Genomic DNA, 23,216 nt, shown 5'->3' with positions numbered 1-23,216 from the left:
GATCATCCATTCCCAGGGAATTTGCTCTTGGCCCACCCCGCCCAACGCCGCTGGTACCTGCCGGTCTTCAGCGTCGCCGCCCTGGTGTTGCTGCCGCTGAGCGTGCTGTTGCTGTCCTGGCAAAGCATCGACGCGCAGATCTGGTCCCATCTGTGGGAAACCCAGATGCCGCGCCTGCTGGGCAATACCCTGACCCTGGTGCTCTGCGTCGGCGTCGGCGTGACCTTGCTGGGTGTGAGCCTGGCGTGGCTGACCAGCCTCTGCGAATTTCCCGGGCGGCGCTGGCTCGACTGGGCGCTGATGCTGCCGTTCGCGATCCCGGCGTATGTGCTGGCGTTTGTGTTTGTCGGCCTGCTGGACTTCTCGGGGCCGGTGCAAACCCTGCTGCGTGACGCGTTCGGCAGCGGCGTGCGGCTGCCCCGCGTGCGTTCCACCGGTGGGGTGGTCATTGTGTTGGTGCTGGTGTTCTATCCCTACGTCTACCTGCTGGCGCGCACGGCGTTCCTGGCCCAGGGCAAGGGCTTGATGGAAGCGGCGCGCGTGCTGGGGCAATCGCCCTGGCAAGCCTTCTGGCGCGTGGCCCTGCCCATGGCGCGGCCGGCGATTGGCGCCGGCGTGGCCCTGGCGCTGATGGAGACCCTGGCGGATTTCGGTGCGGTCTCGGTGTTCAACTTCGATACCTTCACCACCGCGATCTACAAGACCTGGTACGGCTTTTTCAGCCTGTCCAGCGCGGCCCAGCTGGCCAGCCTGTTGCTGCTGGTGGTGATGCTGGTGCTCTACGGCGAGCGTCGTGCCCGCGGTGCCAGTCGGCCGAGCAATGAGCGGCCGCGCGGCAAGGCGCTGTATCACCTGCGCGGCTGGAAGGCGGCGGCGGCCAGTGGTTGGTGCGGCCTGGTGTTTGCCTGTGCCTTTGTCATTCCGATGCTGCAACTGCTCGCCTGGTTCTGGCAGCGCGGCCGTTTCGATCTGGACGAGCGCTATACCGGCCTGATCGTCCACACCCTGTACCTGGGCGGTATCGCGGCGCTGGTCACGGTCAGCGTGGCCCTGATACTGGCCTTCGCCAACCGCCTGGCGCCGACCCGGGCAATTCGTTCCGGCATCAGCCTGGCCAGTGTCGGGTATGCGTTGCCGGGCTCGGTACTGGCGGTGTCGATCATGTTGGCGTTCAGCTACCTGGACCGTGAGCTGGTGGTGCCGTTGTCGGGCTGGCTCGGTGGCGCGGGCAAACCCTTGTTGCTGGGCAGCTTGGCGGCATTGGTGCTGGCGTATCTGGTGCGTTTCCTGGCGGTGGCTTACGGGCCGCTGGAAAACAGCCTGGCGCGTATCCGTCCATCGTTGCCCGAAGCTGCGCGCAGTCTTGGGGTGAGCGGTCCACGACTGTTTTGCAAAGTGTATCTTCCGCTGTTGCTGCCGGGCACCCTGAGCGCAGCGTTGCTGGTGTTCGTCGATGTGCTCAAGGAAATGCCGGCGACCCTGCTGATGCGCCCGTTTGGCTGGGACACCCTGGCGGTGCGGATCTTTGAGATGACCAGTGAAGGGGAGTGGGCGCGGGCGTCATTGCCGGCCTTGACCTTGGTGCTGGTGGGCCTGTTGCCGGTGGTCGGGCTGATACGACGTTCCGCTCGGCAAATCGGTTAGGTGCCAGTCCTACGGCTTGAGGCTACAATGCGCGGCATTCGGTACGCTCCGTGTTTCGGACCGGCTCGTCGGATGTGGCTGTAAGCCCTTTGATTCAAGGGGTTAAGCCCATCCTGCAGCCCTGCGTACCTTCGCCAAGCCCGGAAGGAGAAACCCATGGGACAGCGCACGCCTTTGTATGACCTGCATCTCGCCCTCGGCGCGAAAATGGTCGATTTTGGCGGTTGGGATATGCCTCTGCACTATGGCTCGCAAGTTGAAGAACACCATCAGGTGCGACGCGACTGCGGGGTGTTCGATGTATCTCATATGACCGTGATCGATGTCACCGGCCCCCAGGCCAAGGAATGGCTCCAGTACCTGCTGGCCAATGACGTCGACCGTTTGCACGGCTGCGGCCGTGCGTTGTACAGCGCCATGCTCAACGAGCACGGCGGGGTGGTGGACGACATGATCGTCTACCGTACCGAAGCCGGTTATCGGCTGGTGGTCAACGCCGCCACCCGTGACCAGGACATGGCCTGGATGCAGGCGCAGTTGGGCTCTTACCCGGTGCAACTGCACGAGCGCTCCGAACTGGCCATGCTCGCTATCCAGGGCCCCCACGCCCGGCAGAAAATCGCCGAACTGGTGACCCAGTCGCGTGGCACCCTGATCCACCAGCTCAAGCCCTTCGAAGGCCAGGCCGATGGCGACTGGTTTATCGCCCGCACCGGCTACACCGGCGAAGACGGCCTGGAAATTGTCCTGCCGGCCGATCAGGCCCCGGGTTTTTTCAACGACCTGGTGGGCGCGGGGATTTCCCCCATCGGCCTCGGCGCCCGCGACACCCTGCGCCTGGAAGCCGGCATGAACCTGTATGGCCAGGATATCCACCAGGACGTTTCGCCCCTGGCGGCCAACATGGCCTGGAGCATTGCCTGGGAACCGGCCGAGCGCCGTTTCATCGGCCGCGCCGCGCTGGAAGCCGAACTGGCGGCCGGGGTGCAGACCAAATTGGTCGGTTTGGTACTGGAAGAACGTGGGGTTTTACGCGCTCACCAGGTGGTTCGTATCGCCAATGTTGGCGAAGGGGAGATCACCAGTGGTAGTTTCTCTCCTACGCTGAGTAAATCCATTGCTTTGGCGCGTGTACCGACGGCGACTGCCGATCGGGCCGAAGTGGAGATCCGCGGCAAGTGGTATCCGGTTCGAGTGGTCAAACCGACCTTCGTGCGCCATGGTAAAACCTTGATCTAACTATTCCGGCAGGCCAGTGGCCGCTGACATTTCTTCTTGAGGACATAGACTATGAGCGATATCCCTGCCGGCCTGCGTTATGCCGAAAGTCACGAATGGGCCCGTTTGGAAGCTGACGGCACTGTGACCGTCGGCATCTCCGACCATGCCCAGGAAGCCTTGGGTGATGTGGTGTTTGTTGAGTTGGCCGAAATCGGCAAAGCGTTTGCGGTGGGGGACGCGGCGGGTGTCGTGGAGTCGGTTAAAGCGGCTTCGGACATCTACTCGCCAGTTGCTGGCGAAGTGATTGCTGTTAACGAGGAACTGAGCGGCAGCCCTGAGTTGTTGAACAGCGACCCTTACGGCGCCTGGATCTTCAAGCTCAAGCCCAGCAACCCGGCCGACCTGGAAAAACTGCTCGATGCCGCCGGCTACAAAGCCGCCATCGGCGAGTGATCCCGCTGCAGGAGCCGGTCATCCGGCTCCTGCAACAGCCTTTCAGCGCTTCAGCACGGCCTTCACCGCCGCTACCGAGCGTTCCACATCTGCCTCTGTCATTGCTGTGAACATCGGCAACGACACGATCAAACGCCCAACACGTTCTGCTACAGGGAACATGCCTTCCTTGAACCCGCGTGCCCGATACAGGCTCAACAGGTGGATTGGCGGGTAGTGATAGCCAATGCCGACGCCGTGGGCCTGCATCTGCTCCATGAATGTGGCGCGGGCCGGCAGCCCGTCCTGGCGCTCCGGCAGGACCAGTTGGAACAGGTGCCAGTTGCTGTTTTCGAAATCCGCCGGTGGCAGTTGCGCACCGTATTGCTCTTCAAAATCACTGCCGAAGCACTTGAAGTAGTGCCGCGCCAGGTTCTGGCGATGGGCGGTGATCTCCTGGATATGGGCAAATTGCCCCAGGCCGATGGCGGCGGCGATGTCGGTCATGTTGAACTTGCCGCCCAGCACATCCACGTCCAGGCCGTCGAAGCCGGTGCGGGTCACGCCCTGCAAGCGGTACTTCTCTGCCAGGCGTGCTTCGTCGGCGTTGTTCAGCACCAGGCAGCCGCCCTCGGAAGAGGTGATGTTCTTGTTCGCCTGGAAGCTGAACGACACGAAGTCGCCGGTGGCGCCGATCCGTTCACCGTCCCAGCTCGAACCCAGGGCCTGGGCGGCATCTTCAACGATACGCAGGTTGTACTTGTTGGCCAGTGCGTAAAGCATCGGCATATCCAGCGGCAGGCCGGCCAGGTACACCGGGATGATCGCCTTGGTGCGCGGGGTGATGGCTGCTTCGACCTGGGCCAGGTCGATATTGCGGGTTACCGGGTCGATATCGGCAAACACCGGCGTGGCGCCGACTTCCAGAATCACGTTGGCCGTGGCAACCCAGGAGATCGGCGTGGTGATGACTTCATCGCCCGGCCCGATACCGGCGATGCGCAAGGCAATCTCCATGGTGCAGGTGCCCGAGTTGAAGGTGCGTACCGGTCGCCCGCCAAAGTATTCCGACAGTTGCGCTTCGAACGCCTGCACTTTCGGCCCGCTGGTGATCCAGCCCGAACGCAGTACATCACCGACCGCCGAGATGGTGGCTTCATCAATGGTAGGTTTGGAAAATGGCAGAAAGGGCTGTTGGCTCATGACGACGAAGGCATCCGTTTCAGATAGACGATGAGAGAAGGCATATCAGTACCGGCATGGTTGCACGGCGTGACTGAATATAGCCTGTCTTCTGTGAACGAAACGTCACCCAAACGGTGAAAAATGCCGCGTCGAGCGCGGCATTTTTTGCTGCGAGTCAGAAGGACACGCGCGCTTCCAGAAACATATTCTGCTCTTTGAGCTTGCCTTTGAGCTGCTCATCCCGTGCGTTCACGCGGTTGGCGAAGGTGTTGTAGCCGGTTTCCACATCGCCCATGGCGGTGTAACGGTAACCCGCGCCGAGGGTGAGTTGTTCGCTGACCTTGGCCTCCAGCCCCATGCCGACGCTGTAGGCGAAATTGTGCTGGCGGTGGCTGGCAAAGCGCCGGGTCTCGTTGGTCTGGTAGCCCTCGGCGTCGATCCGCGCCACCCCCACGCCGGCCATGCCGTAAAACGACAGCCAATCATTGAGTGGGATGTCCTTGTAGCCATTGAGCATCAAGCGCTGGCTGTGGACCTGTTGGCTGTTGACGTTGGCATTGAAGGGCGCCCAGTAGGATTTGAAGGTCGAATGCTTCGGCATGGTGTATTCCCCTTCCAGGCGCCAGCCATCGGCAAACGCATAACCCACGGCGAAAGAGGCGACGATTGACTTGCTGCTGTCGGGCGCCTCCACCCGTTCGGTGACGCGTGGGCTGGTCAGCAGGGCGCTGGAGAGGTTCTGACGGGCGTGGTTGAGCTTCAACGATCCGTACCCGTTTTCTGCATGGGCATGGGGGGTAAAGAACACAGAGAACAGCAGCGCGTAGGCGAGTTTTTGCATGGAAGGGATTCGCTCGATGGAAAAGGAATCCTTAGCTTGTTGCCTGGCGCTTGAGGGCTCGACAGGACTTCTCTGCCCGCGGCTGGAAAAAATAGACTATCTGCGTAGTGCCCGGGGGCGATGACTGTAGGAAATGATCAAAAAAAATGCCGCTGGGAAGCGGCATTCTTTATGGGGCGAGGATTACTCGGTGACAGCGTTTTTCGCGAGGATGGCGTTGGCCAATTCCATGTCCGTGGCCTGGAGGCCAGGGTTATCGGCGCGGACTTTCTGCATGGCGGCTTCCAGGTACGGGCCGCGGATGCCGCCGTCGCTGGCAACGAAGCTGCCTGCGTCGTCTTGGGCGGCAACCACCAGCTTGTGGTCCTTGAAGGTCAGGTACGTCGAGCCGGTCGTGGCGCCCGATGAGATGACATTACGCCAGAAGCTATCGGCCATGGCTGAGCCGACAGGTAGGGAAAGCACAGCGAGGGTGGCGACAGCATATTTGAGACGCATGGCGGGTGACTCCGGGTGGGTTATCTGTACTCTATGATTGTAGTTAGCCCAATCGAGTTCCATCACTGACTAAACAGTTTCAACCTGCAAAACCGTCCCCTCCTGTGCAACCACGCATACATGAGCGCCTACGGGGGTGTCCGGGCCGGTCACGATCCACACGCCATCACCGACTTTTATCTTGCCGCGACCATCCACAATTGCCTGATGCACGACAAACGTATGGCCGATCAACTCTGAACCGCGCTCGTTGAGTCCCGGTTGGTCGCTGGCCTTGGCGCTGCTGCGCTGGCGTTTCCACCAGTACACCGCCGTCAATATCGACAACACGGCGAACAGCAGCAGTTGCCATTCCAGCCCGAGCGGCGGTACCAGGAACTTGATCACGCCCACGGCGGCCGCGGCGATCCCCATCCACAACAGGTAGCCGCCGGCGCCGAACACTTCAAGAATCAGCAGCACCGTGCCCAGTGCCAGCCAATCCCAAAACGAAAGATGCTGCAGGAAATCCCACATGGCGATGGCCTCAGCCTTTCTTGTTGTCGAAAGTCGCTTTGACGATTTCGCCGATACCACCGACAGCGCCGATCACCTGGCTGGCTTCCAGCGGCATGAGGATCACCTTGCTGTTGTTGGCCGAAGCCAGTTTGCCCAGCGCGTCGATGTATTTCTGGGCGACGAAGTAGTTGATGGCCTGCACGTTACCGGTGGCGATCGCTTCGGACACTACCTGGGTGGCGCGGGCCTCTGCCTCGGCTTGACGTTCGCGGGCTTCGGACTCCAGGAACGCGGCTTGGCGTCCGCCTTCGGCTTCGAGGATCTGCGCCTGCTTCTTGCCTTCGGCGGTCAGGATCGCCGATGCCCGCAGGCCCTCGGCTTCGAGGATCTGTGCGCGCTTGATCCGCTCGGCTTTCATCTGGCCCGACATGGCGGCCATCAGGTCGGCGGGTGGGCTGATGTCCTTGATCTCGATCCGGGTGATCTTGATGCCCCACGGCGCCGTGGCCTCGTCGACGGTGCGCAGCAGTTTTTCGTTGATGCCGTCACGTTGGCTGAGCATCGCATCCAGTTCCATAGAACCGAGTACGGTACGGATGTTGGTCTGCAACAGGTTGCGGATGGCGTGTTCGAGGTTGTTCACCTCATAGGCGGCCTGGGCGGTGTTGACCACCTGGAAGAAGCACACGGCGTCGATCTGCACGGTGGCGTTGTCGGCGGTGATCACTTCCTGGGGCGGGATATCCAGCACGCTTTCCATCACGTTGATCTTGCGACCGATGCGGTCCATGACTGGGATGATGATGTTGAGGCCGGGCTTGAGCGTATTGGTGTAGCGGCCGAAGCGCTCGACCGTCCACTGATAGCCCTGGGGCACCACTTTGAAGCCCATGAACAGGATGGCGATGGCCAATCCCACGAAAAGAAGCAGTACGGTTCCGATCTGCATAGCGATTCCCTATCTGAAGATGTCAGTGAAACGACGTTCGGCCGATTGTAACGGGGTTGTCTGCGATAAGAAGGGTTTCACCGCCCGACAGCCAACGGATTTGTTTCTGAATCCCCAGGCGTGGTGCGCAGGATTTCCGCCAGGCTGGTCAACCCGGCTTCGACCTTGTGCATGCCGGCCATTCGCAGGCTGCACATCCCTTGCTGGAGCGCCGCCCGGCGCAAGGCCTGCACGTCGGTGCCGGGGGTGATCAGCGACTTGAGCGCGTCGTCCAGCACCATGATTTCGTAGACCCCGGCGCGCCCGCGATAACCGCTGTCACGGCACTCCGCGCACCCGATGGCTTCAGTGTCGTTGCTGCTGGTTGTGCGTTTGCAGCGTGGGCACAAGAGCCGCACCAAGCGCTGCGCCATCACTCCCAGTAGTGTGGCCTTGATCAAATAATAAGCAATGCCCAGTTCCTGCAATCGGCTGATCGCACTCGGCGCATCGTTGGTGTGCAGGGTCGACAGCACCAGATGCCCGGTCAGCGCGGCCTGGATCGCCATCTCGGCGGTTTCCTGGTCGCGGATCTCGCCGATCATGATGATGTCCGGGTCCTGGCGCAGCAGTGCGCGGATGCCGCTGGCGAAGCTCAGGTCGATATTGTGCTGTACCTGCATCTGGTTGAATGCCGGCTCGACCATCTCGATCGGGTCTTCCACCGTACACAGGTTGACCTCGCGGCTCGCCAGGCGCTTGAGGGTGGTGTAGAGGGTGCTGGTCTTGCCGGAGCCGGTAGGGCCGGTGACCAGGATGATGCCGTGGCTCTGGCGGGTCAGGCTGTGCCAGCGTTGCTGGTCCTGGGCCGACAGGCCAAGCTGGTCGAAGTCCTTGAGCAGGACCTGGGGGTCGAAAATCCGCATCACCAGTTTCTCGCCGAACGCCGTGGGCAAGGTTGAAAGGCGCAATTCTACTTCCGCGCCCGCCGGGCTTTTGGTCTTGACTCGCCCGTCCTGCGGTTTGCGTTTTTCTGCCACGTTCATCCGGCCCAGGCTTTTCAGGCGACTGACCACCGCCATCGTGACCTGGGGCGGAAACTGGTAGACGTCATGCAGCAGCCCGTCGATGCGAAAACGCACGCGGCCCTGCTCGCGACATGGCTCGATATGGATATCGCTGGCCCGCTGGCCGAACGCGTACTGCAACAGCCAGTCGACGATATTGACGATATGCGCGTCGTTGGCGTCCGGCGCCTGGTCGCCGGCGCCGAGGTTGAGCAACTCGAAATGTGCCGGCGCGGGCGTTGTTTGATCGGCGCCGCTGACGGACTTCGCCAGGCGATAAAACTCGCCGATGCAGCGCTGGATGGCCTGTGGGTTGGCGACCACGCGTTTGATCGAACGCTTGAGCACCTGCGCCAGCCCGGCTTCCCAGGCAGTGACGTAAGGCTCGGCACTGGCGACCGTGACGCTCTGCGCATCCACGGCCACCGCAAGAATGCCGTGGCGCTGGGCGAAGGCGTGGGACATCAGCGGCACCACCGTCGCCACATCGATCTTCAGCGGGTCGATACGCAGGTAAGGCTGCCCGCTGTGCCGCGCCAGCCATTGCGTCAGGGTTTCCAGGCAAGGCCCCTGGGCCGCGATGCATTCCAGGGGATGCTGAGTGTGGCTGGCCGGCAGCGTCGACAAGCGCCGAGCCACATCGAGGGTGATCACGCCCTGCTCGACCAGGGCCGGTAACAACGGGGGCAATTCCAATCGCTGATCAACAGGCATTGAGGTTTTCCTGGGGCGCCGGGTGTATACCCAGGCTAGTCAGCCCCTGACCCGCAGCCTTGCGCGTGTATTGCAGGCTTTTACTGGGCGCCGGCCGCCAGCGCCTGAGGCCGCACAGAATCAGCCGACCACATCTCCAGCGAGCACACGCTGATCAGGTTTCGAATCTTTTCACCGATCACCTGGGCTCGGTGCCAGCTCACGCCATCCATCACGATATCCACGGTCAGCACATCGTCCTGGCGATTCACACTGACCTGGCGCGGCGTCAGGAACTGCAGCGCGAAATAGTTGAGCACCCGGCACAGCACATCGGGTTCGGCCTCGGCGACGATCTGGTAATGGGCCTGGCAATGGGCACTGTCGACGGCCCACGCATCGACGCGGGTGACAGGGCAGGTGGTTTCGACGGCGTGCATGCGGACTCTCCAGATTCGATTGGAGAAATTCTTACATTCGCGAAAGGAGATTTCTTATCTAAGATGAGCCTGATTCGTCGATAAATGCACAAATCAATTCAAGACAACCCGTATTAAAGGTATTTCTATGCGCAGCGAGCTGGACGTCTACGACCGCCGTATCCTGGCCCTGCTGCAGGAGGATGCCTCGCTCTCCAGCGCGCAGATCGCCGAGCAGGTCGGCCTGTCTCAATCGCCATGCTGGCGGCGTATCCAACGGCTGAAGGACGAGGGCGTGATCCGCAGCCAGGTCACGCTGCTGGACCGCAAGAAGATCGGCCTCAATACGCAGATTTTTGCCGAGGTCAAACTCAATGCCCACGGGCGTTCCAACTTCACCGAGTTCACCGAGGCGATCCGCGGTTTTCCGGAAGTGTTGGAGTGTTATGTGTTGATGGGGGCGGTGGATTTTCTGCTGCGCATTGTCACGTCGGACATCGAGGCTTACGAGCGGTTTTTCTTCGAGAAGTTGTCGATGGTGCCGGGGATTCAGGAGGTCAATTCGATCGTGGCGTTGTCGGAGATCAAGTCCACCACTAGCCTGCCAGTATTGGGCTGACAGGGCTGGCCTCATCGGGGGCAAGCCCCCTCCCACATTGAAATGCATTCCAAATGTGGGAGGGGTTGCTTTCGAAAGCGGGGGTTACAGACGCAGCAGGGTCTTCCAGGCACGGTTCTGATACACCGCGATCGCCTGATGCATGCGCGCATCCAGCGATTCATCGGTGATCGGCTGGTTGGCCAGTTGCGCCAGCTTGTTCAGCTCACCGTACAGGCGGTCGAGTTCCGCAATGTCCACCACCTGGCGTGCGTGGTGCAGCCAGGCCTGGATGCGCTCGATGCGCGGCAGTTGCTCGGCGAGGTCTTCCGGTTGCTGCTGATAGCGCGGCAGTTGCAGGGCGACGGCGTCTTCGGCCAGCAGGCGTGGCAACCAGTTGGTGATTTGCGCGGCGCCCTGACGGTTACCGCGCACGTTGCGGTCGGCGGTCCAGGTGCGGTTCAGCAGCCAGCGGGAGGTGTTCAGCGAGAACAGGCCCCAGCGCACGTCGGTCAATTCTTCGGCGAATTGCTCCGGCGCGGCTTTGCGAATGTCTTCATCGTCGTCACCGGCCTGGACCAGCGGGCGCCAGTCTTCCAGCAGGGCATCGAGTGCGCTGCGCAGTTCGCTGGTGGATTGACGCGGCGCGGCCTGGCCGAGGCTGCCGAGCAGGGCGCGCAGTTCGCCGAGGTTGTCGACCCAGTCCTGCAACAGGCGCCAGTGGCCATTGAAACGGTATTGCTCGGCCAGGCGCTGGCTGCTGCCCAGCAGGTGCCACATGATCGCGGCGAAGGCGTCGTCCAGTGGCATTTCGGCGTGCAGTTGCGGCGCCGGCAGGCTCAGGGAGTAGCTGCTGGCGTCATACAGGCGATAGCCGCGTTCGGCCTTGCTGATGTCGCATGGCATCAGTGCCAGGGTGGCGGCCAGTTCGGCGGCCAGTTCCAGCAGGGCGGCCGGTTCGCCTTCGCGCAGTTCCAGTTCCAGTTCGCAGATTTCTTCTTTCTGCTTGCCGGCCACTACATGGCCCAGGTCCAGTGCGGCTTCGATCACCACTTTGGCTTTGCCCCGGCCCCAGGCGATTTCGGCGCGTTCGCGCACGAAGTCGGTGGTGAAGATCGGCTTGAGGGTCTTTTTGTCCAGCTCGGCGAGTTCCTCGGGCCAGCATTCGCCGTCGAGTTTCTTCACGTCGAGCTTGGCTTTGGGCAATTCCCAGTTGTATTCGTTACGTTCCGACAAGCCGGCGACGCTTTGGCCACGGGTCTTGAGGGTCTGGATAATGTCGTCACCGTCCTTGCGCAAACGCAGGGCGACTTTGGCCTTGGCCAGGTCGCGCTCGGGGGTGTCGAAGTACTGGTTCATCAACTCACGGCGTTCCCAGCCACTTTTGTTGCGTTTTTTCAGTAGCGGGTGCTCACGCAGCGCGGCGAGTGTTTCGCGGCTGACGCGGAGCTTGATTTCGGTTTCTTTCTGCATGGCCGGAAAATCCAGGATCGGGAGCGCAGCCGGGAAAAAGAGTGGCTGCCAAGGTCGTGCAGTGTACAGGACTGAGCCCGGCAACGCGCCGCAACGGTTTATTGTGTCGTGCAGATGCCTCTATAGTGAGGTTCATCCGGGAAGTAGGGAGACCGCGCATGCCGTTACCGTCCATGAAAGAGCAATTCGCCGCCTTGATTGCCACACCGTCGGTCAGTTGCACCCAAGCGTCTCTCGACCAGAGCAACCGCCCGGTGATCGACCTGCTCGCCGGCTGGCTGGGCGATCTGGGCTTCGCCATCGACATCCAGCCCGTCAGCCCCGGCAAGTTCAACCTGCTCGCCAGTTTCGGCACGGGCCCCGGCGGCCTGGTGTTGGCCGGCCATAGCGATACCGTGCCGTATGACGCCGCGCTGTGGAAGACCGACCCGCTCAAGCTGACGGAAGTCGACGGTCGCTGGGTAGGATTGGGCAGCTGCGACATGAAGGGTTTTTTCGCGCTGGCCATCGAAGCGGTGTTGCCGCTGCTCGACCAACCGTTCAAGCAGCCATTGCTGATCCTTGCCACCTGCGATGAAGAAAGCTCGATGTCCGGCGCCCGTGCATTGGCGGCGGCCGGGCGTCCGTTGGGGCGTGCGGCGGTGATCGGCGAGCCGACCGGCCTCAAGCCGATCCGCCTGCACAAAGGTGTGATGATGGAGCGCATCGACATCCTCGGCCGCAGCGGTCATTCGTCGGACCCGCGCCTGGGCCACAGCGCGCTGGAAGCCATGCACGACGCCATCGGCGAACTGCGCGGCCTGCGCCTGGCCTGGCAGCGCGAGTACCGCAACCCGCAGTTCAGCGTGCCGCAACCGACCCTGAATTTCGGTTGCATCCACGGCGGCGATAACCCCAACCGCATCTGCGGCCAGTGTTCCCTGGAGTTCGACCTGCGGCCCTTGCCCGGCATGGACCCGCAGGTGCTGCGCGCGGCGATCCGGCAGAAACTCGAACCAGTGGCCGAGCGCCATAAGGTGAAGATCGACTATGCGCCGCTGTTCGCCGAAGTGCCGCCGTTCGAGCAGGCCGAAGACGCAGAGCTGGTGCGGGTCGCCGAACGATTGACCGGTCATCGCGCCGAAGCAGTAGCGTTCGGCACCGAAGCGCCTTATCTTCAGCGCCTTGGTTGTGAAACCCTGGTGCTTGGCCCTGGCGATATTGCCTGCGCCCACCAGCCGGGCGAGTACCTCGAAATGTCACGCTTGACGCCTACAGTGCGTCTATTGCGGGAACTGATCGAACATTACTGCCTGACACCTGCATAAATTAATCCCTGCCCATGCGTACATAAGGAGAGCGAGCGTGTTGCCAAGCCTGTTCCGACGATAACCATCAGCCTGCTGTGCGTTTTCACGACTCATCCTTTTTCGGCTGCTTTTTATTACAGGCCCAGGTTCCATGCCCGACTACGTCAATTGGCTTCGTCACGCTTCGCCCTACATCAACGCCCACCGCGACTGCACCTTTGTGGTCATGCTGCCCGGCGACGGTGTGGATCATCCGAACTTCGGCAATATCGTCCACGACCTGGTGCTGCTCCACAGCCTGGGAGTGCGACTGGTGCTGGTCCACGGTTCGCGCCCACAGATTGAAGCGCGCCTCGAAGCGCGCGGGCTCAACCCGGTTTACCACAACGGCCTGCGCATCACCGATGCCGCCACGCTGGAGTGTGTGATCGATGCGGTCGGCCATCTGCGCATCGCCATTGAAGCGCGCCTGTCGATGGACATGGCCTCGTCGCCGATGCAGGGCTCGCGCTTGCGCGTGGCCAGCGGCAACCTGGTGACGGCGCGCCCGATCGGCGTGCTCGAAGGCGTGGACTTCCACCACACCGGCGAAGTGCGTCGGGTCGACCGCAAAGGCATCAATCGCCTGCTGGACGAGCGCTCCATCGTGCTGTTGTCGCCCCTGGGGTATTCGCCCACCGGCGAGATCTTCAACCTGGCCTGCGAAGACGTCGCCACCCGCGCCGCCATCGACCTGGCCGCCGATAAGTTGCTGCTGTTCGGTGCCGATCCTGGCCTGATCGATGAAAATGGCCGCCTGGTGCGTGAACTGCGCCCGCAACAAGTGCCGGCGCATCTGCAACGCCTGGGCAGCAACTACCAGGCTGAATTGCTCGATGCGGCTGCCGAAGCTTGCCGGGGCGGGGTAGGCCGCAGCCATATCGTCAGCTATGTCGAAGACGGTGCGCTGCTCACCGAACTGTTCACCCGTGATGGCGGCGGTACGCTGGTGGCCCAGGAACAATTCGAGCTGGTGCGCGAGGCGGCGATCGAAGACGTCGGCGGCTTGCTCGACCTGATCAGCCCGCTGGAAGAGCAGGGCATCCTGGTACGCCGTTCGCGGGAAGTGCTGGAGCGCGAGATCGAGCAGTTCAGCGTGGTCGAACGCGAAGGCATGATCATCGCCTGCGCGGCGCTGTATCAGATCGCCGATTCGGACGCGGGGGAGTTGGCGTGCCTGGCAGTCAACCCGGAGTATCGCCACGGCAGGCGCGGCGATGAACTGCTCGAGCGCATCGAGGCTCGCGCCCGGGCGCAGGGGTTGAAGACCCTGTTCGTGCTCACCACGCGCACGGCGCACTGGTTCCGCGAGCGCGGCTTTGTGCCCAGCAGCGTGGATCGCCTGCCTTCGGCGCGGGCATCGCTGTACAACTATCAGCGTAACTCGAAGATTTTCGAGAAGGCCCTGTAATACCCCGCCCTCCCAGCCTCTGAGCTGGTTTGCCTGCGATGCGGGCCTCGGTCGTTGCGTTAACCCGAGGTGATGCGTTCGCCGCCAAACCAGCTCGTCACTTCGAAGATCGGTACGTCCCACGGGCGAAGGGCGTAGCGATGACGTGGCCGATCAAACCCCGGGGTGCGTCATCGTGCCACCCGTGCCCCCTACTAAAGTTTAAGGATTCTTGATTTTGAGCCGATACGATCAAGGCGTAGAGGGATAAATTGCGCGAAGCTTTCGCTGCCAGACGGCTCGATCAGCGGCTCTCAGGCCGGCATGAAATATTAGCGATACAAAAACTGTAACAAATTGACGGGAAGATGGGCGTTTGGCCATGATGGCGTCGCCTTTTTGATCCTGGGTGACGTATGTGACGGTGCGTTCAGCTAAAAAGATCTAAAAAGCGATCAAGAAATGCCTTTTAGGAATTAGCTTATGCAAAGGTTCGTCTATGCTGACGCGTCTTGCTTTATGCAGAGACTTATTCCAAAAGCATATGAAAAAGAATGAAATAATTCTTTTTGGGTGTATGAAAAATTCATTACCCTGCAGGGACCAAACAAACTGCGATTAGACGAAGGTAGTAGACACACAAGGTTACGATTGACTTGGCGGTCACTATCTGGCGCTAATCGCGCATCTGTGGATCTCCGGCGTTAGACCTGAGACCAAAGAAATACAAAAATTAGAAATGAGAGGAGCGGTACATGAAGAAGTCCACCTTGGCATTGGCTGTAGCACTCGGGGCAATCGCCCAGCATGCAGGCGCCGCCGGTTTTATCGAAGACAGTAAGGCCACACTGGGCCTGCGTAACTTCTACATCAACACTGACAACCGTGATGGCCAGCCATCGTCTACCTCGAACACCCGTAGCAAGAACGCCGAATGGGGCCAAGGCTTCGATCTGCGTTTCATCTCGGGTTTCACCCAAGGTACCGTTCAGTTCGGCGTTGACGCCATTGGCCTGTACGGCCTGCGTCTGGACTCCAGCCGCGCAGACCACGGCAACTACACCGGCACTGCGTCCGGCGGCACCGTCTTCCCAAGCGACGGCAACAAGGCTGTCGACGACTACGCTAGCCTGGGTCTGACCGGTAAGATCAAGATTTCCCAGACCGTGGCAAAATTGGGCACCCTGCAGCCAAACAACCCGGTGATCAAGACCAACGACGGTCGCCTGTTGCCTCAGACCTTCCAGGGCGGCGAGATCGTTTCTAACGAAATCAAAGACTTGACTCTGACCGCTGGTCAAATCGAGTCGGCCAAGGGCCGTAACTCCAGCAACAACGAAAACCTGTCGATTGCTGGCGCGAACAAAAGCTCCAACTATGACACCGGCAAATTCAGCAACAAGTTCTACTACGCCGGTGCCGACTACAAGATCACCAAGGATCTGACCGCTTCGTACTACTTCGGCGAGCTGAAAGATTTCTACTCCCAGAACTTCCTGGGCCTGGTACACAACTGGGCAATCGGCCCGGGCGTGCTGAAAAGTGACCTGCGCTACTACCGCAGCCGCGACAACGGTGAGAACGCTAACAACTCTGCGTACTACACCAGCGGTTACTACAACGATGGCGCCAAGCCGGTTACCAGCGGTAAGGTCGACAACGACCTGTACAGCTACCTGGCACTGTACTCGGTCAGCGGCCACACCTTCGGTGGCGGTTATCAGTACACCAAGGGTGACAGTGACTTCCCTTGGCTGAACCAAGGTGACGGTTCGTCGGCCAGCATCACTACCGACATGCAAATCCAGAAGTTCGCCCGTGCCGGCGAGCGTACCTGGCAAGCGCGTTACGCTTATGACTTCGCCCAAGTGGGTGTGCCTGGCCTGACCGCGGGTGTGGTTTACCTGAAAGGCACCAACATTCAGACCACCACTGGTGACAAGTCTGAATGGGAACGTGACATCAGCCTGGCTTACGTTATTCCACAAGGCCCACTGAAAAACCTCGGTGTTGCCTGGAAAAACGCTATGTGGCGCACCGACGTTGCGACTCGCGACCAGGACGAAAACCGCCTGATCGTCAGCTACTCGATCCCACTGTTGTAAGCCTGTAAAACCTTGCCCGGCGCAATGCCGGGCAAGGTGTCTTGCTTTTCAAGTCGGGCTCAACCCCCGCAAGCCCTTCCTGAACCCCTCTTTTTACAGCGTCTCAAGGCCTTCTCGAACCTTGGACGGAATGTTGACTCTCGCCTGTTTCAAGGTCCAGTGAACACATTTTTAATATTCCTATATCGTCTAAATAAATCGATATTTATTCTTTTTAAATAATCCGTAATCCATGCACAGTGGGCTCCATAAGCACTCATCAGGAGCCACACCATGAGCCTAAGACTGGGCGACATCGCCCCCGACTTCGAACAGGATTCCAGCGCCGGCAAGATTCGTTTCCACGAGTGGCTGGGCGACAGCTGGGGTGTGCTGTTTTCCCACCCGGCGGACTTCACGCCGGTATGCACCACCGAGCTGGGCTTCACCGCCAAGCTCAAGGACGAATTCGCCAAGCGTGGCGTCAAGGCCATCGCCCTGTCGGTAGACCCGGTGGACTCGCACCTCAAGTGGATCGAAGACATCAACGAAACCCAGAACACGGTCGTCAACTTCCCGATCCTGGCCGACGCCGACCGCAAGGTCTCGGACCTCTACGACCTGATCCATCCGAACGCCAGTGACACCCTCACCGTGCGTTCCTTGTTCGTGATCGACCCGCACAAGAAAATCCGCCTGACGATCACCTACCCAGCCAGCACCGGGCGCAACTTCCACGAAATCCTGCGGGTCATCGACTCGTTGCAACTGACCGACAACTACAAAGTTGCCACGCCCGCCAACTGGCAGGACGGCGATGAAGTGGTGATCGTGCCGTCGCTCAAGGACGAGGAAGAAATCAAGAAACGCTTTCCCAAAGGGTACCGGGCGGTGAAGCCGTATCTGCGGCTGACACCGCAACCCAATCGCTGAATTACCTGTAGGAGCGAGCTTGCTCGCGAAGCATGCGCGGTTACTGCGGACATCGAGAAAGCCTGCGTCATCGTTGACGGTTTTCGCGAGCAGGCTCGCTCCTACAGATAGACGCTGTGTACTCACATGGCAGGGGTTTTGAGGCCGTTTCGACGGCCTTTTTTTTCGCCTGGCGATTGATGGATGGTTTATTCTTTTAAGGAATAAACAAATGAAAAAATAAGATTTATGGATATATAAATCTGCTGATATGGTCTGTTCCATCTTGGCGCCATCGCCACACAGCGAACCGCCGACACTTGCTAAAGGAATTTCCTACATGCTGGTCGTAACACTTGGAGGCAGTCCCAGTCAGCGTTCCCGCTCCGGGGTCTTGCTGGATAAAACCCGTCAGTGGCTGCAACAGCAGGGCGTGGAAGTGGTGAGTTATCAGATACGGGACTTCCCGGCCGAAGACTTGCTGCATGCGCGCTTCGACAGCCCCAAAGTCATCGACTTGTTGCAACAAGTGGCCAATGCCGACGGCCTGGTGATCGCCACGCCGGTGTACAAGGCCTCGTTCTCGGGCGCGCTGAAAACCGTGCTCGACCTGCTGCCCGAACGCGCCCTGGCCCACAAGGTGGTATTGCCCATCGCCACCGGCGGCAGCATCGCCCACATGCTGGCGGTGGACTACGCATTGAAGCCGGTGCTGTCGGCGCTCAAAGCCCAGGAATTGCTCCACGGGATCTTTGCCGAAGACAGCCAGATCGCTTACGGCGAAGGCAGTGCCCAGGCGCAACTGGTGCCGGTCCTCGAACAACGCTTGAGCGAGGCTCTGGAAACTTTCTACGCCGCCATGGCCCGTCGCCCGAAACCGCTGGACCCGCATGTGTTGAATGAACGTTTGTTGAGTGCTCGCTGGAGCATTTAAGCCTTACCGATTCACGAAGTACTCACCTTACTCAGCCGCCAACGGCCAAGCAGGTGCAGCCAACCCCCCAATCGCATTTTTGGAGAGAGCGCCATGCTCACTGTCATCTTGCGTCGTGGTCTGGTCGCACTGTTTGCTGCGGCTGTGTCCTTCGGCGCCATTGTTCAAGCCCACGCTGCCGAAACCTTGCGGATCGGCTATCAGAAATACGGCACCCTGGTGCTGCTCAAGGCCAAGGGCACCCTGGAAAAGCGCCTGGCCGCCGACGGTGTGCAGGTGCAGTGGACCGAGTTCCCGGGCGGCCCGCAATTGCTCGAAGGCCTGAATGTCGGCTCGATCGACTTCGGCGTCACTGGCGAAACCCCGCCGGTATTCGCCCAGGCCGCCGGTGCCGATCTGCTCTACGTGGCCTACGAACCGCCGGCGCCGACCAGTGAAGCGATCCTGGTGCCGAAGGACTCGCCGATCAAATCGGTGGCCGAGCTCAAGGGCAAGAAAGTCGTGCTCAACAAGGGCTCCAACGTTCACTACCTGCTGGTGCGGGCCTTGGAAGATGCCGGCCTGAAATACACCGACGTACAGACCGTGTTCCTGCCGCCCGCCGATGCGCGTGCCGCGTTCGAGCGTGGCAGCGTGGACGCCTGGGTCATCTGGGACCCGTACCAGGCCGCCGCCGAGAAACAACTGCAAGCCCGCACCTTGCGTGACGGCAGCGGGATTGCCGACAACCACCAGTTCTACCTGGCCACCAGGCCCTACGCCGAAAAACACCCCGAAGTGATCAAGGCGCTGGTGGAAGAAGTGCGCGCGGTGGGCGAGTGGTCCAAGGCCAACCCGCAGCAAGTCACCGAACAGGTCGCGCCGCTGCTCGGCCTGCCGGCTGACATCACCCTGACCTCGGTGAAACGCCAGGGCTATGGCGCGCTGTTCCTGACCCCGGCGGTGGTCGCCGCGCAGCAGAAGATTGCCGACAGCTTCTACCAACTCAAATTGATCCCCAAACCCTTGAGCATCAAGGACGTGATCTGGACTCCACCTGCCGCCGTGGCCAACGCGCCGTAATCCGACTTCTTCAGGAGACAACTCCATGAGCCTCACTATTTTCTGGTTCCTGCCTACCCACGGCGACGGTCATTACCTTGGCACCGCCGAAGGCGCTCGCGCCGTCGACCACGGTTATCTGCAGCAAGTGGCCCAGGCGGCCGACCGCCTTGGCTTCGGCGGGGTGCTGATCCCCACCGGGCGTTCCTGCGAAGACTCGTGGCTGGTGGCCGCTTCGCTGATCCCGGTGACCCAGCGTCTGAAGTTCCTGGTCGCGCTGCGCCCCGGGATCATTTCGCCGACGGTGGCCGCGCGTCAGGCCGCGACCCTCGATCGCCTGTCCGGCGGCCGTGCGCTGTTCAACCTGGTGACCGGCGGTGACCCGGAAGAATTGGCCGGCGACGGTCTGTTCCTCAGCCACGAAGAACGCTACCAGGCCTCGGTGGAGTTCACCCGCATCTGGCGTCGCGTGCTGGAAGGCGAAACCGTGGATTACGACGGCGAACACATCAGCGTCAAAGGCGCCAAACTGCTTTACCCGCCGATCCAGCAACCGCGTCCGCCGCTGTACTTCGGCGGTTCCTCCGAAGCCGCGCAGGACCTGGCGGCCGAACAGGTGGACATGGTGCTGACCTGGGGCGAGCCACCGGCCGCGGTCGCGGAAAAAATCGAACAGGTGCGGGCCAAGGCCGCGAAACTCGGGCGCACGGTGCGCTTCGGTATTCGTCTGCATGTGATCGTGCGCGAAACCAACGATGAAGCCTGGAAAGCTGCCGACAAACTGATCTCGCACCTGGACGACGACACCATCGCCCGTGCCCAGGCCTCGCTGGCGCGCTTTGATTCGGTCGGCCAGCAGCGCATGGCGGCCTTGCATGGCGGCAGTCGCGACAACCTCGAAGTCAGCCCCAACCTGTGGGCCGGCGTCGGCCTGGTGCGCGGCGGGGCCGGCACCGCGCTGGTGGGCGATGGCCCGACGGTCGCGGCGCGGGTCAAGGAATACGCGGCGCTGGGCATCGACACCTTTATCTTCTCCGGTTATCCACACCTGGAAGAATCGTATCGCGTCGCCGAGTTGCTGTTCCCGCACCTGGATATCGAACGCCCCGAGTTGCCGAAAAGTGCTGGGTACGTGAGCCCGTTCGGCGAGATGGTCGCCAACGACATCCTTCCCAAAGCGGCGTCACAGAGCTGAGGTGGCGCCATGAATGTGGAAAAACTGAGCCATCGCGTGGCGCCTTGGGTGCTGCCGGTGTTGCTGTTGGCGGTGTGGCAGTTGTCGGTGTCGGCGGGTTGGTTGTCGACGCGGATTCTGCCGGCGCCGAGCGCGGTGATCGAGGCCGGGGTCAACCTGGTACGCAGCGGTGAAATCTGGACGCACCTGGCCATCAGCGGCTGGCGCGCGGGCCTGGGTTTTGTGATCGGTGGCAGCATCGGTCTGGCCCTGGGCTTTATCACCGGCCTGTCGACGTGGGGCGAGCGCCTGCTGGACAGCTCGGTGCAGATGATCCGCAACGTGCCGCACCTGGCGTTGATCCCGCTGGTGATCCTGTGGTTCGGCATTGACGAGACCGCGAAGATTTTCCTGGTCGCCCTCGGCACGCTGTTCCCGATCTACCTCAACACCTACCACGGCATCCGCAACGTCGACCCGGCGCTGGTGGAAATGGCGCGCAGCTACGGCTTGTCCGGCTTCAGCCTGTTCCGCCAGGTGATCCTGCCGGGCGCGCTGCCGTCGATCCTGGTGGGCGTGCGTTTTGCCCTGGGCTTCATGTGGCTGACGCTGATCGTGGCGGAAACCATTTCGGCCAGTTCCGGTATCGGTTACCTGGCGATGAACGCCCGTGAATTCCTGCAAACCGACGTGGTGGTGCTGGCCATCGTCATGTACGCGATTCTCGGCAAGCTGGCCGACCTCGCAGCGCGCGGCCTGGAGCGTGTGTGGCTGCGCTGGCATCCGGCTTATCAAGTGAATAAAGGAGGTGCGGCATGACCGCTCAACAACCTCCGCGCCTGCTGAAGGGGATTCCCCTGGCGGTGCGCAAATTGCGCAAGGCCTTTGGCGCGCGGGAAGTGCTCAAGGGCATCGACCTGCATATTCCGGCGGGCCAGTTCGTTGCCGTGGTCGGCCGCAGTGGCTGCGGTAAAAGTACCTTGCTGCGCCTGCTCGCCGGCCTCGACAAGGCCAGCAGCGGTGAGCTGCTGGCCGGCTCCGCGCCGCTTGGCGCGGCGATCGAAGACACGCGGTTGATGTTCCAGGAAGCGCGTCTGCTGCCGTGGAAAAAGATCATCGACAACGTCGGCCTCGGCCTCAAGGGCAACTGGCGTCCCAAGGCACTGGAAGCGCTCGAAGCGGTCGGCCTGGCCGAGCGTGCGAATGAGTGGCCGGCGGCCTTATCCGGTGGCCAGAAGCAACGTGTGGCCCTGGCGCGTGCGTTGATTCATCAGCCGCGTCTGTTGTTGCTCGATGAGCCGTTGGGCGCGCTGGATGCGTTGACCCGCATCGAGATGCAGCAACTGATCGAAAGCCTCTGGCAGAAGCATGGTTTCACCGTGTTGCTGGTAACCCACGACGTCAGCGAAGCCGTGGCCATTGCCGACCGGGTGATCCTGATCGAAGACGGCGAAATCGGCCTCGACCTGATTGTCGACCTGCCGCGTCCACGCGCCCGAGGCTCGCATCGCCTGGCCGCGCTCGAAGCGCAGGTGCTCAACCGTGTGCTGTCGCTGCCCGGCACCCCGCCGGAACCCGAACCTGTTTCACCGTTGCCTACGCAATTGCGGTGGGCGCAATAACTCACTTGTCCCATGAAGGAAAAACGACATGACTATCAAAGCCATCAACGTGCGTAACCAGTTCAAAGGCACCGTCAAGGAAATCGTCGAAGGCGACGTGCTCTCGGAAATCGACGTGCAGACCGCGTCCGGGATCGTGACGTCGGTGATCACCACCCGTTCGGTCAAGGAGTTGGAGCTGGTGATCGGCAGCGAGGTGATTGCCTTCGTCAAATCCACCGAGGTGTCGATCGCCAAGTTGTGATCACTTGAGGGCGCTATCGGGAGCAAGCTCCCTCCCACATTCGAACCGGTTTCTTCAGGAAAGCTCGATCACATGTGGGAGCAAGCTCCCTCCCACATTCGAACCGGTTTCTTCAGGAAAGCTCGATCACATGTGGGAGCAAGCTCCCTCCCACATTCGAACCGGTTTCTTCAGGAAAGCTCGATCACATGTGGGAGCAAGCTCCCTCCCACATTCGAACCGGTTTCTTCAGGAAAACTCGGTCACATGTGGGAGGGAGCTTGCCCCCGATGAGGCCCTGCCAGACAACACATCCATCAGACAGTGACGCCCCGCTTGGGCAAATACGCCGGCAGATAAAGCCCCACATATGCATCGAACACGCGCATGCCTTCCTCGGCCATGCGCGGCGTGATCAGCCCATGCTGATGCACCGAACGCGCATACACGCGATCACTCAATTCCAGCGCCAGCGCGAACACGTCCACATCGGCGGGCAGGGTTGGCACTTCGAAATGCCGGTTGAATACGGCCAGCATCAAGTCACCCAACTCCAGATCGTGCTGGCGGTCGGCCTGATTCACTTCGGTCAGCCCGTGCTGGGTCAGGATCAGCTGGCGGGCGGCGGCGTCGTTGCTGTAGATGGTGAGCATGCGCTGTTCGACGATGTAAGACAGGTCGCGCCAATACTTGAGTGAATCATGCGCGATGGGCGCCTGGATTGCGGCGCGGAATGCCGCATGGACGTCGGCGGTCAACGCTTCCAGCAGCGCCGGCACGCTGGCGAAAAAGTGGTACACCGACGATGGCGGAATCTGTGCGCGCTCGGCCACGCTGTAGATCGACAAACCAGCCACACCTTCGGACGCCAGCAACGTGCGGGCGGCGTCGAGGATCGCGTCGATCCGGGCCTGGCTGCGGGCGCGGGGTTTGCGAGGGGCGGCGGGGCGGGTGGTCATGGAAGTCTCCTACAAGGCAGCGGGCATTGTATGAGCAGGAGCCGGTGTTGTC

Annotated in this window: 23 protein-coding genes; 14 read left to right on the top strand and 9 right to left on the bottom strand. The window is 61.2% G+C overall.

Annotated features, from left to right (window positions below; genetic code table 11):
• Positions 1–27: 27 nt before the first annotated feature.
• The 3 genes from JN756_RS30690 (at position 28) to gcvH (ending at position 3,318) form a co-directional block, all read left to right on the top strand.
• Positions 28–1,644, top strand: coding sequence for an ABC transporter permease (locus JN756_RS30690; RefSeq protein WP_201021633.1), 1,617 nt, complete (start codon positions 28–30; stop codon positions 1,642–1,644).
• Positions 1,645–1,800: 156 nt separating this feature from the next.
• Entirely contained in the window at positions 1,801–2,883 is a 1,083-nt protein-coding gene (gene gcvT, locus JN756_RS30685) for a glycine cleavage system aminomethyltransferase GcvT (RefSeq protein WP_046381701.1), read from the top strand.
• Between the two features lie 51 nt (positions 2,884–2,934).
• Positions 2,935–3,318: a glycine cleavage system protein GcvH gene (gene gcvH / locus JN756_RS30680; RefSeq protein ID WP_046381702.1), complete on the top strand. Its 384-nt coding sequence runs from the start codon at positions 2,935–2,937 to the stop codon at positions 3,316–3,318.
• A 42-nt stretch (positions 3,319–3,360) separates the two neighbouring features.
• Here gcvH and JN756_RS30675 read toward each other — a convergent pair whose 3' ends face one another.
• The 7 genes from JN756_RS30675 to JN756_RS30645 all read right to left on the bottom strand — a co-directional run bounded on the left by JN756_RS30675 (position 3,361) and on the right by JN756_RS30645 (position 9,447).
• On the bottom strand, positions 3,361–4,500 hold the full coding sequence (locus JN756_RS30675; protein WP_017845102.1) for a DegT/DnrJ/EryC1/StrS family aminotransferase: 1,140 nt from the start codon (positions 4,498–4,500) through the stop codon (positions 3,361–3,363).
• Between the two features lie 157 nt (positions 4,501–4,657).
• Positions 4,658–5,323, bottom strand: coding sequence for an outer membrane protein (locus JN756_RS30670; RefSeq protein WP_046381703.1), 666 nt, complete (start codon positions 5,321–5,323; stop codon positions 4,658–4,660).
• A gap of 183 nt (positions 5,324–5,506) precedes the next feature.
• Positions 5,507–5,821 carry a DUF2388 domain-containing protein gene (locus JN756_RS30665; RefSeq protein WP_003176799.1) on the bottom strand — a complete coding sequence of 105 codons (315 nt, stop codon included), beginning with the start codon at positions 5,819–5,821 and terminating at the stop codon, positions 5,507–5,509.
• A gap of 69 nt (positions 5,822–5,890) precedes the next feature.
• On the bottom strand, positions 5,891–6,337 hold the full coding sequence (locus JN756_RS30660) for an NfeD family protein (RefSeq protein WP_017845100.1): 447 nt from the start codon (positions 6,335–6,337) through the stop codon (positions 5,891–5,893).
• 10 nt (positions 6,338–6,347) lie between these two features.
• A complete protein-coding gene (locus JN756_RS30655; protein WP_046381704.1) occupies positions 6,348–7,268 on the bottom strand; it encodes an SPFH domain-containing protein in 921 nt (306 codons plus the stop codon).
• A 77-nt stretch (positions 7,269–7,345) separates the two neighbouring features.
• Positions 7,346–9,028, bottom strand: coding sequence for a GspE/PulE family protein (locus JN756_RS30650; RefSeq protein WP_201021632.1), 1,683 nt, complete (start codon positions 9,026–9,028; stop codon positions 7,346–7,348).
• 80 nt (positions 9,029–9,108) lie between these two features.
• Complete coding sequence (locus tag JN756_RS30645) at positions 9,109–9,447, bottom strand: ACT-like domain-containing protein (RefSeq protein WP_017845097.1); 339 nt, start codon at positions 9,445–9,447, stop codon at positions 9,109–9,111.
• A gap of 127 nt (positions 9,448–9,574) precedes the next feature.
• Between JN756_RS30645 and JN756_RS30640 the strand changes: the two genes are divergently transcribed.
• Positions 9,575–10,045, top strand: a complete 471-nt coding sequence (locus JN756_RS30640) for an Lrp/AsnC family transcriptional regulator (RefSeq protein WP_046381706.1) — start codon at positions 9,575–9,577, stop codon at positions 10,043–10,045.
• 84 nt (positions 10,046–10,129) lie between these two features.
• Here JN756_RS30640 and JN756_RS30635 read toward each other — a convergent pair whose 3' ends face one another.
• Positions 10,130–11,497 carry a CYTH domain-containing protein gene (locus JN756_RS30635; protein ID WP_017845095.1) on the bottom strand — a complete coding sequence of 456 codons (1,368 nt, stop codon included), beginning with the start codon at positions 11,495–11,497 and terminating at the stop codon, positions 10,130–10,132.
• Between the two features lie 158 nt (positions 11,498–11,655).
• On the opposite strand from JN756_RS30635, the gene argE reads away from it, so the two are divergent.
• The 10 genes from argE to JN756_RS30585 all read left to right on the top strand — a co-directional run bounded on the left by argE (position 11,656) and on the right by JN756_RS30585 (position 22,226).
• Positions 11,656–12,804, top strand: a complete 1,149-nt coding sequence (argE, locus tag JN756_RS30630; RefSeq protein ID WP_046488840.1) for an acetylornithine deacetylase — start codon at positions 11,656–11,658, stop codon at positions 12,802–12,804.
• Positions 12,805–12,937: 133 nt separating this feature from the next.
• Positions 12,938–14,236: an amino-acid N-acetyltransferase gene (argA, locus tag JN756_RS30625; protein WP_017845093.1), complete on the top strand. Its 1,299-nt coding sequence runs from the start codon at positions 12,938–12,940 to the stop codon at positions 14,234–14,236.
• A 734-nt stretch (positions 14,237–14,970) separates the two neighbouring features.
• The gene (locus tag JN756_RS30620) at positions 14,971–16,320 is read left to right on the top strand and encodes an OprD family porin (RefSeq protein WP_057003984.1); all 1,350 of its coding nucleotides are present in this window, start codon (positions 14,971–14,973) and stop codon (positions 16,318–16,320) included.
• 273 nt (positions 16,321–16,593) lie between these two features.
• Complete coding sequence (locus tag JN756_RS30615; protein WP_046381710.1) at positions 16,594–17,232, top strand: peroxiredoxin; 639 nt, start codon at positions 16,594–16,596, stop codon at positions 17,230–17,232.
• Between the two features lie 319 nt (positions 17,233–17,551).
• On the top strand, positions 17,552–18,145 hold the full coding sequence (ssuE, locus tag JN756_RS30610) for an NADPH-dependent FMN reductase (RefSeq protein ID WP_017845090.1): 594 nt from the start codon (positions 17,552–17,554) through the stop codon (positions 18,143–18,145).
• 93 nt (positions 18,146–18,238) lie between these two features.
• Positions 18,239–19,207: a sulfonate ABC transporter substrate-binding protein gene (locus JN756_RS30605; protein ID WP_046381711.1), complete on the top strand. Its 969-nt coding sequence runs from the start codon at positions 18,239–18,241 to the stop codon at positions 19,205–19,207.
• 25 nt (positions 19,208–19,232) lie between these two features.
• Positions 19,233–20,381: an FMNH2-dependent alkanesulfonate monooxygenase gene (gene ssuD / locus JN756_RS30600; RefSeq protein ID WP_057003983.1), complete on the top strand. Its 1,149-nt coding sequence runs from the start codon at positions 19,233–19,235 to the stop codon at positions 20,379–20,381.
• A 9-nt stretch (positions 20,382–20,390) separates the two neighbouring features.
• Positions 20,391–21,179, top strand: coding sequence for an aliphatic sulfonate ABC transporter permease SsuC (gene ssuC / locus JN756_RS30595; protein ID WP_046381713.1), 789 nt, complete (start codon positions 20,391–20,393; stop codon positions 21,177–21,179).
• Entirely contained in the window at positions 21,176–21,982 is an 807-nt protein-coding gene (ssuB, locus tag JN756_RS30590) for an aliphatic sulfonates ABC transporter ATP-binding protein (RefSeq protein ID WP_046381714.1), read from the top strand. The genes ssuC and ssuB overlap by 4 nt, the downstream gene beginning before the upstream one ends.
• 28 nt (positions 21,983–22,010) lie before the next feature.
• Positions 22,011–22,226: a TOBE domain-containing protein gene (locus tag JN756_RS30585; RefSeq protein ID WP_017845085.1), complete on the top strand. Its 216-nt coding sequence runs from the start codon at positions 22,011–22,013 to the stop codon at positions 22,224–22,226.
• Between the two features lie 296 nt (positions 22,227–22,522).
• On the opposite strand, the gene JN756_RS30580 is transcribed toward JN756_RS30585, so the two are convergent.
• Positions 22,523–23,164: a TetR/AcrR family transcriptional regulator gene (locus JN756_RS30580; RefSeq protein ID WP_046381715.1), complete on the bottom strand. Its 642-nt coding sequence runs from the start codon at positions 23,162–23,164 to the stop codon at positions 22,523–22,525.
• Positions 23,165–23,216: the final 52 nt, after the last annotated feature.

Source organism: Pseudomonas sp. Y39-6, from assembly GCF_023651955.1.
In the GTDB taxonomy this organism is placed as follows: Bacteria; Pseudomonadota; Gammaproteobacteria; order Pseudomonadales; family Pseudomonadaceae; genus Aquipseudomonas; species Aquipseudomonas veronii.
This window is presented reverse-complemented; position numbering and strand designations above follow the sequence as displayed.

Excerpts from the sequence above, each read along its gene's own strand:
- gcvT (WP_046381701.1), top strand. The coding sequence starts at position 1,801 with ATGGGACAGCGCACGCCTTTGTATGACCTGCATCTCGCCCTCGGCGCG.
- gcvH (WP_046381702.1), top strand. The coding sequence starts at position 2,935 with ATGAGCGATATCCCTGCCGGCCTGCGTTATGCCGAAAGTCACGAATGG.
- JN756_RS30675 (WP_017845102.1), bottom strand. The coding sequence starts at position 4,500 with ATGAGCCAACAGCCCTTTCTGCCATTTTCCAAACCTACCATTGATGAA.
- JN756_RS30670 (WP_046381703.1), bottom strand. The coding sequence starts at position 5,323 with ATGCAAAAACTCGCCTACGCGCTGCTGTTCTCTGTGTTCTTTACCCCC.
- JN756_RS30665 (WP_003176799.1), bottom strand. The coding sequence starts at position 5,821 with ATGCGTCTCAAATATGCTGTCGCCACCCTCGCTGTGCTTTCCCTACCT.
- JN756_RS30660 (WP_017845100.1), bottom strand. The coding sequence starts at position 6,337 with ATGTGGGATTTCCTGCAGCATCTTTCGTTTTGGGATTGGCTGGCACTG.
- JN756_RS30655 (WP_046381704.1), bottom strand. The coding sequence starts at position 7,268 with ATGCAGATCGGAACCGTACTGCTTCTTTTCGTGGGATTGGCCATCGCC.
- JN756_RS30650 (WP_201021632.1), bottom strand. The coding sequence starts at position 9,028 with ATGCCTGTTGATCAGCGATTGGAATTGCCCCCGTTGTTACCGGCCCTG.
- JN756_RS30645 (WP_017845097.1), bottom strand. The coding sequence starts at position 9,447 with ATGCACGCCGTCGAAACCACCTGCCCTGTCACCCGCGTCGATGCGTGG.
- JN756_RS30640 (WP_046381706.1), top strand. The coding sequence starts at position 9,575 with ATGCGCAGCGAGCTGGACGTCTACGACCGCCGTATCCTGGCCCTGCTG.
- JN756_RS30635 (WP_017845095.1), bottom strand. The coding sequence starts at position 11,497 with ATGCAGAAAGAAACCGAAATCAAGCTCCGCGTCAGCCGCGAAACACTC.
- argE (WP_046488840.1), top strand. The coding sequence starts at position 11,656 with ATGCCGTTACCGTCCATGAAAGAGCAATTCGCCGCCTTGATTGCCACA.
- argA (WP_017845093.1), top strand. The coding sequence starts at position 12,938 with ATGCCCGACTACGTCAATTGGCTTCGTCACGCTTCGCCCTACATCAAC.
- JN756_RS30620 (WP_057003984.1), top strand. The coding sequence starts at position 14,971 with ATGAAGAAGTCCACCTTGGCATTGGCTGTAGCACTCGGGGCAATCGCC.
- JN756_RS30615 (WP_046381710.1), top strand. The coding sequence starts at position 16,594 with ATGAGCCTAAGACTGGGCGACATCGCCCCCGACTTCGAACAGGATTCC.
- ssuE (WP_017845090.1), top strand. The coding sequence starts at position 17,552 with ATGCTGGTCGTAACACTTGGAGGCAGTCCCAGTCAGCGTTCCCGCTCC.
- JN756_RS30605 (WP_046381711.1), top strand. The coding sequence starts at position 18,239 with ATGCTCACTGTCATCTTGCGTCGTGGTCTGGTCGCACTGTTTGCTGCG.
- ssuD (WP_057003983.1), top strand. The coding sequence starts at position 19,233 with ATGAGCCTCACTATTTTCTGGTTCCTGCCTACCCACGGCGACGGTCAT.
- ssuC (WP_046381713.1), top strand. The coding sequence starts at position 20,391 with ATGAATGTGGAAAAACTGAGCCATCGCGTGGCGCCTTGGGTGCTGCCG.
- ssuB (WP_046381714.1), top strand. The coding sequence starts at position 21,176 with ATGACCGCTCAACAACCTCCGCGCCTGCTGAAGGGGATTCCCCTGGCG.
- JN756_RS30585 (WP_017845085.1), top strand. The coding sequence starts at position 22,011 with ATGACTATCAAAGCCATCAACGTGCGTAACCAGTTCAAAGGCACCGTC.
- JN756_RS30580 (WP_046381715.1), bottom strand. The coding sequence starts at position 23,164 with ATGACCACCCGCCCCGCCGCCCCTCGCAAACCCCGCGCCCGCAGCCAG.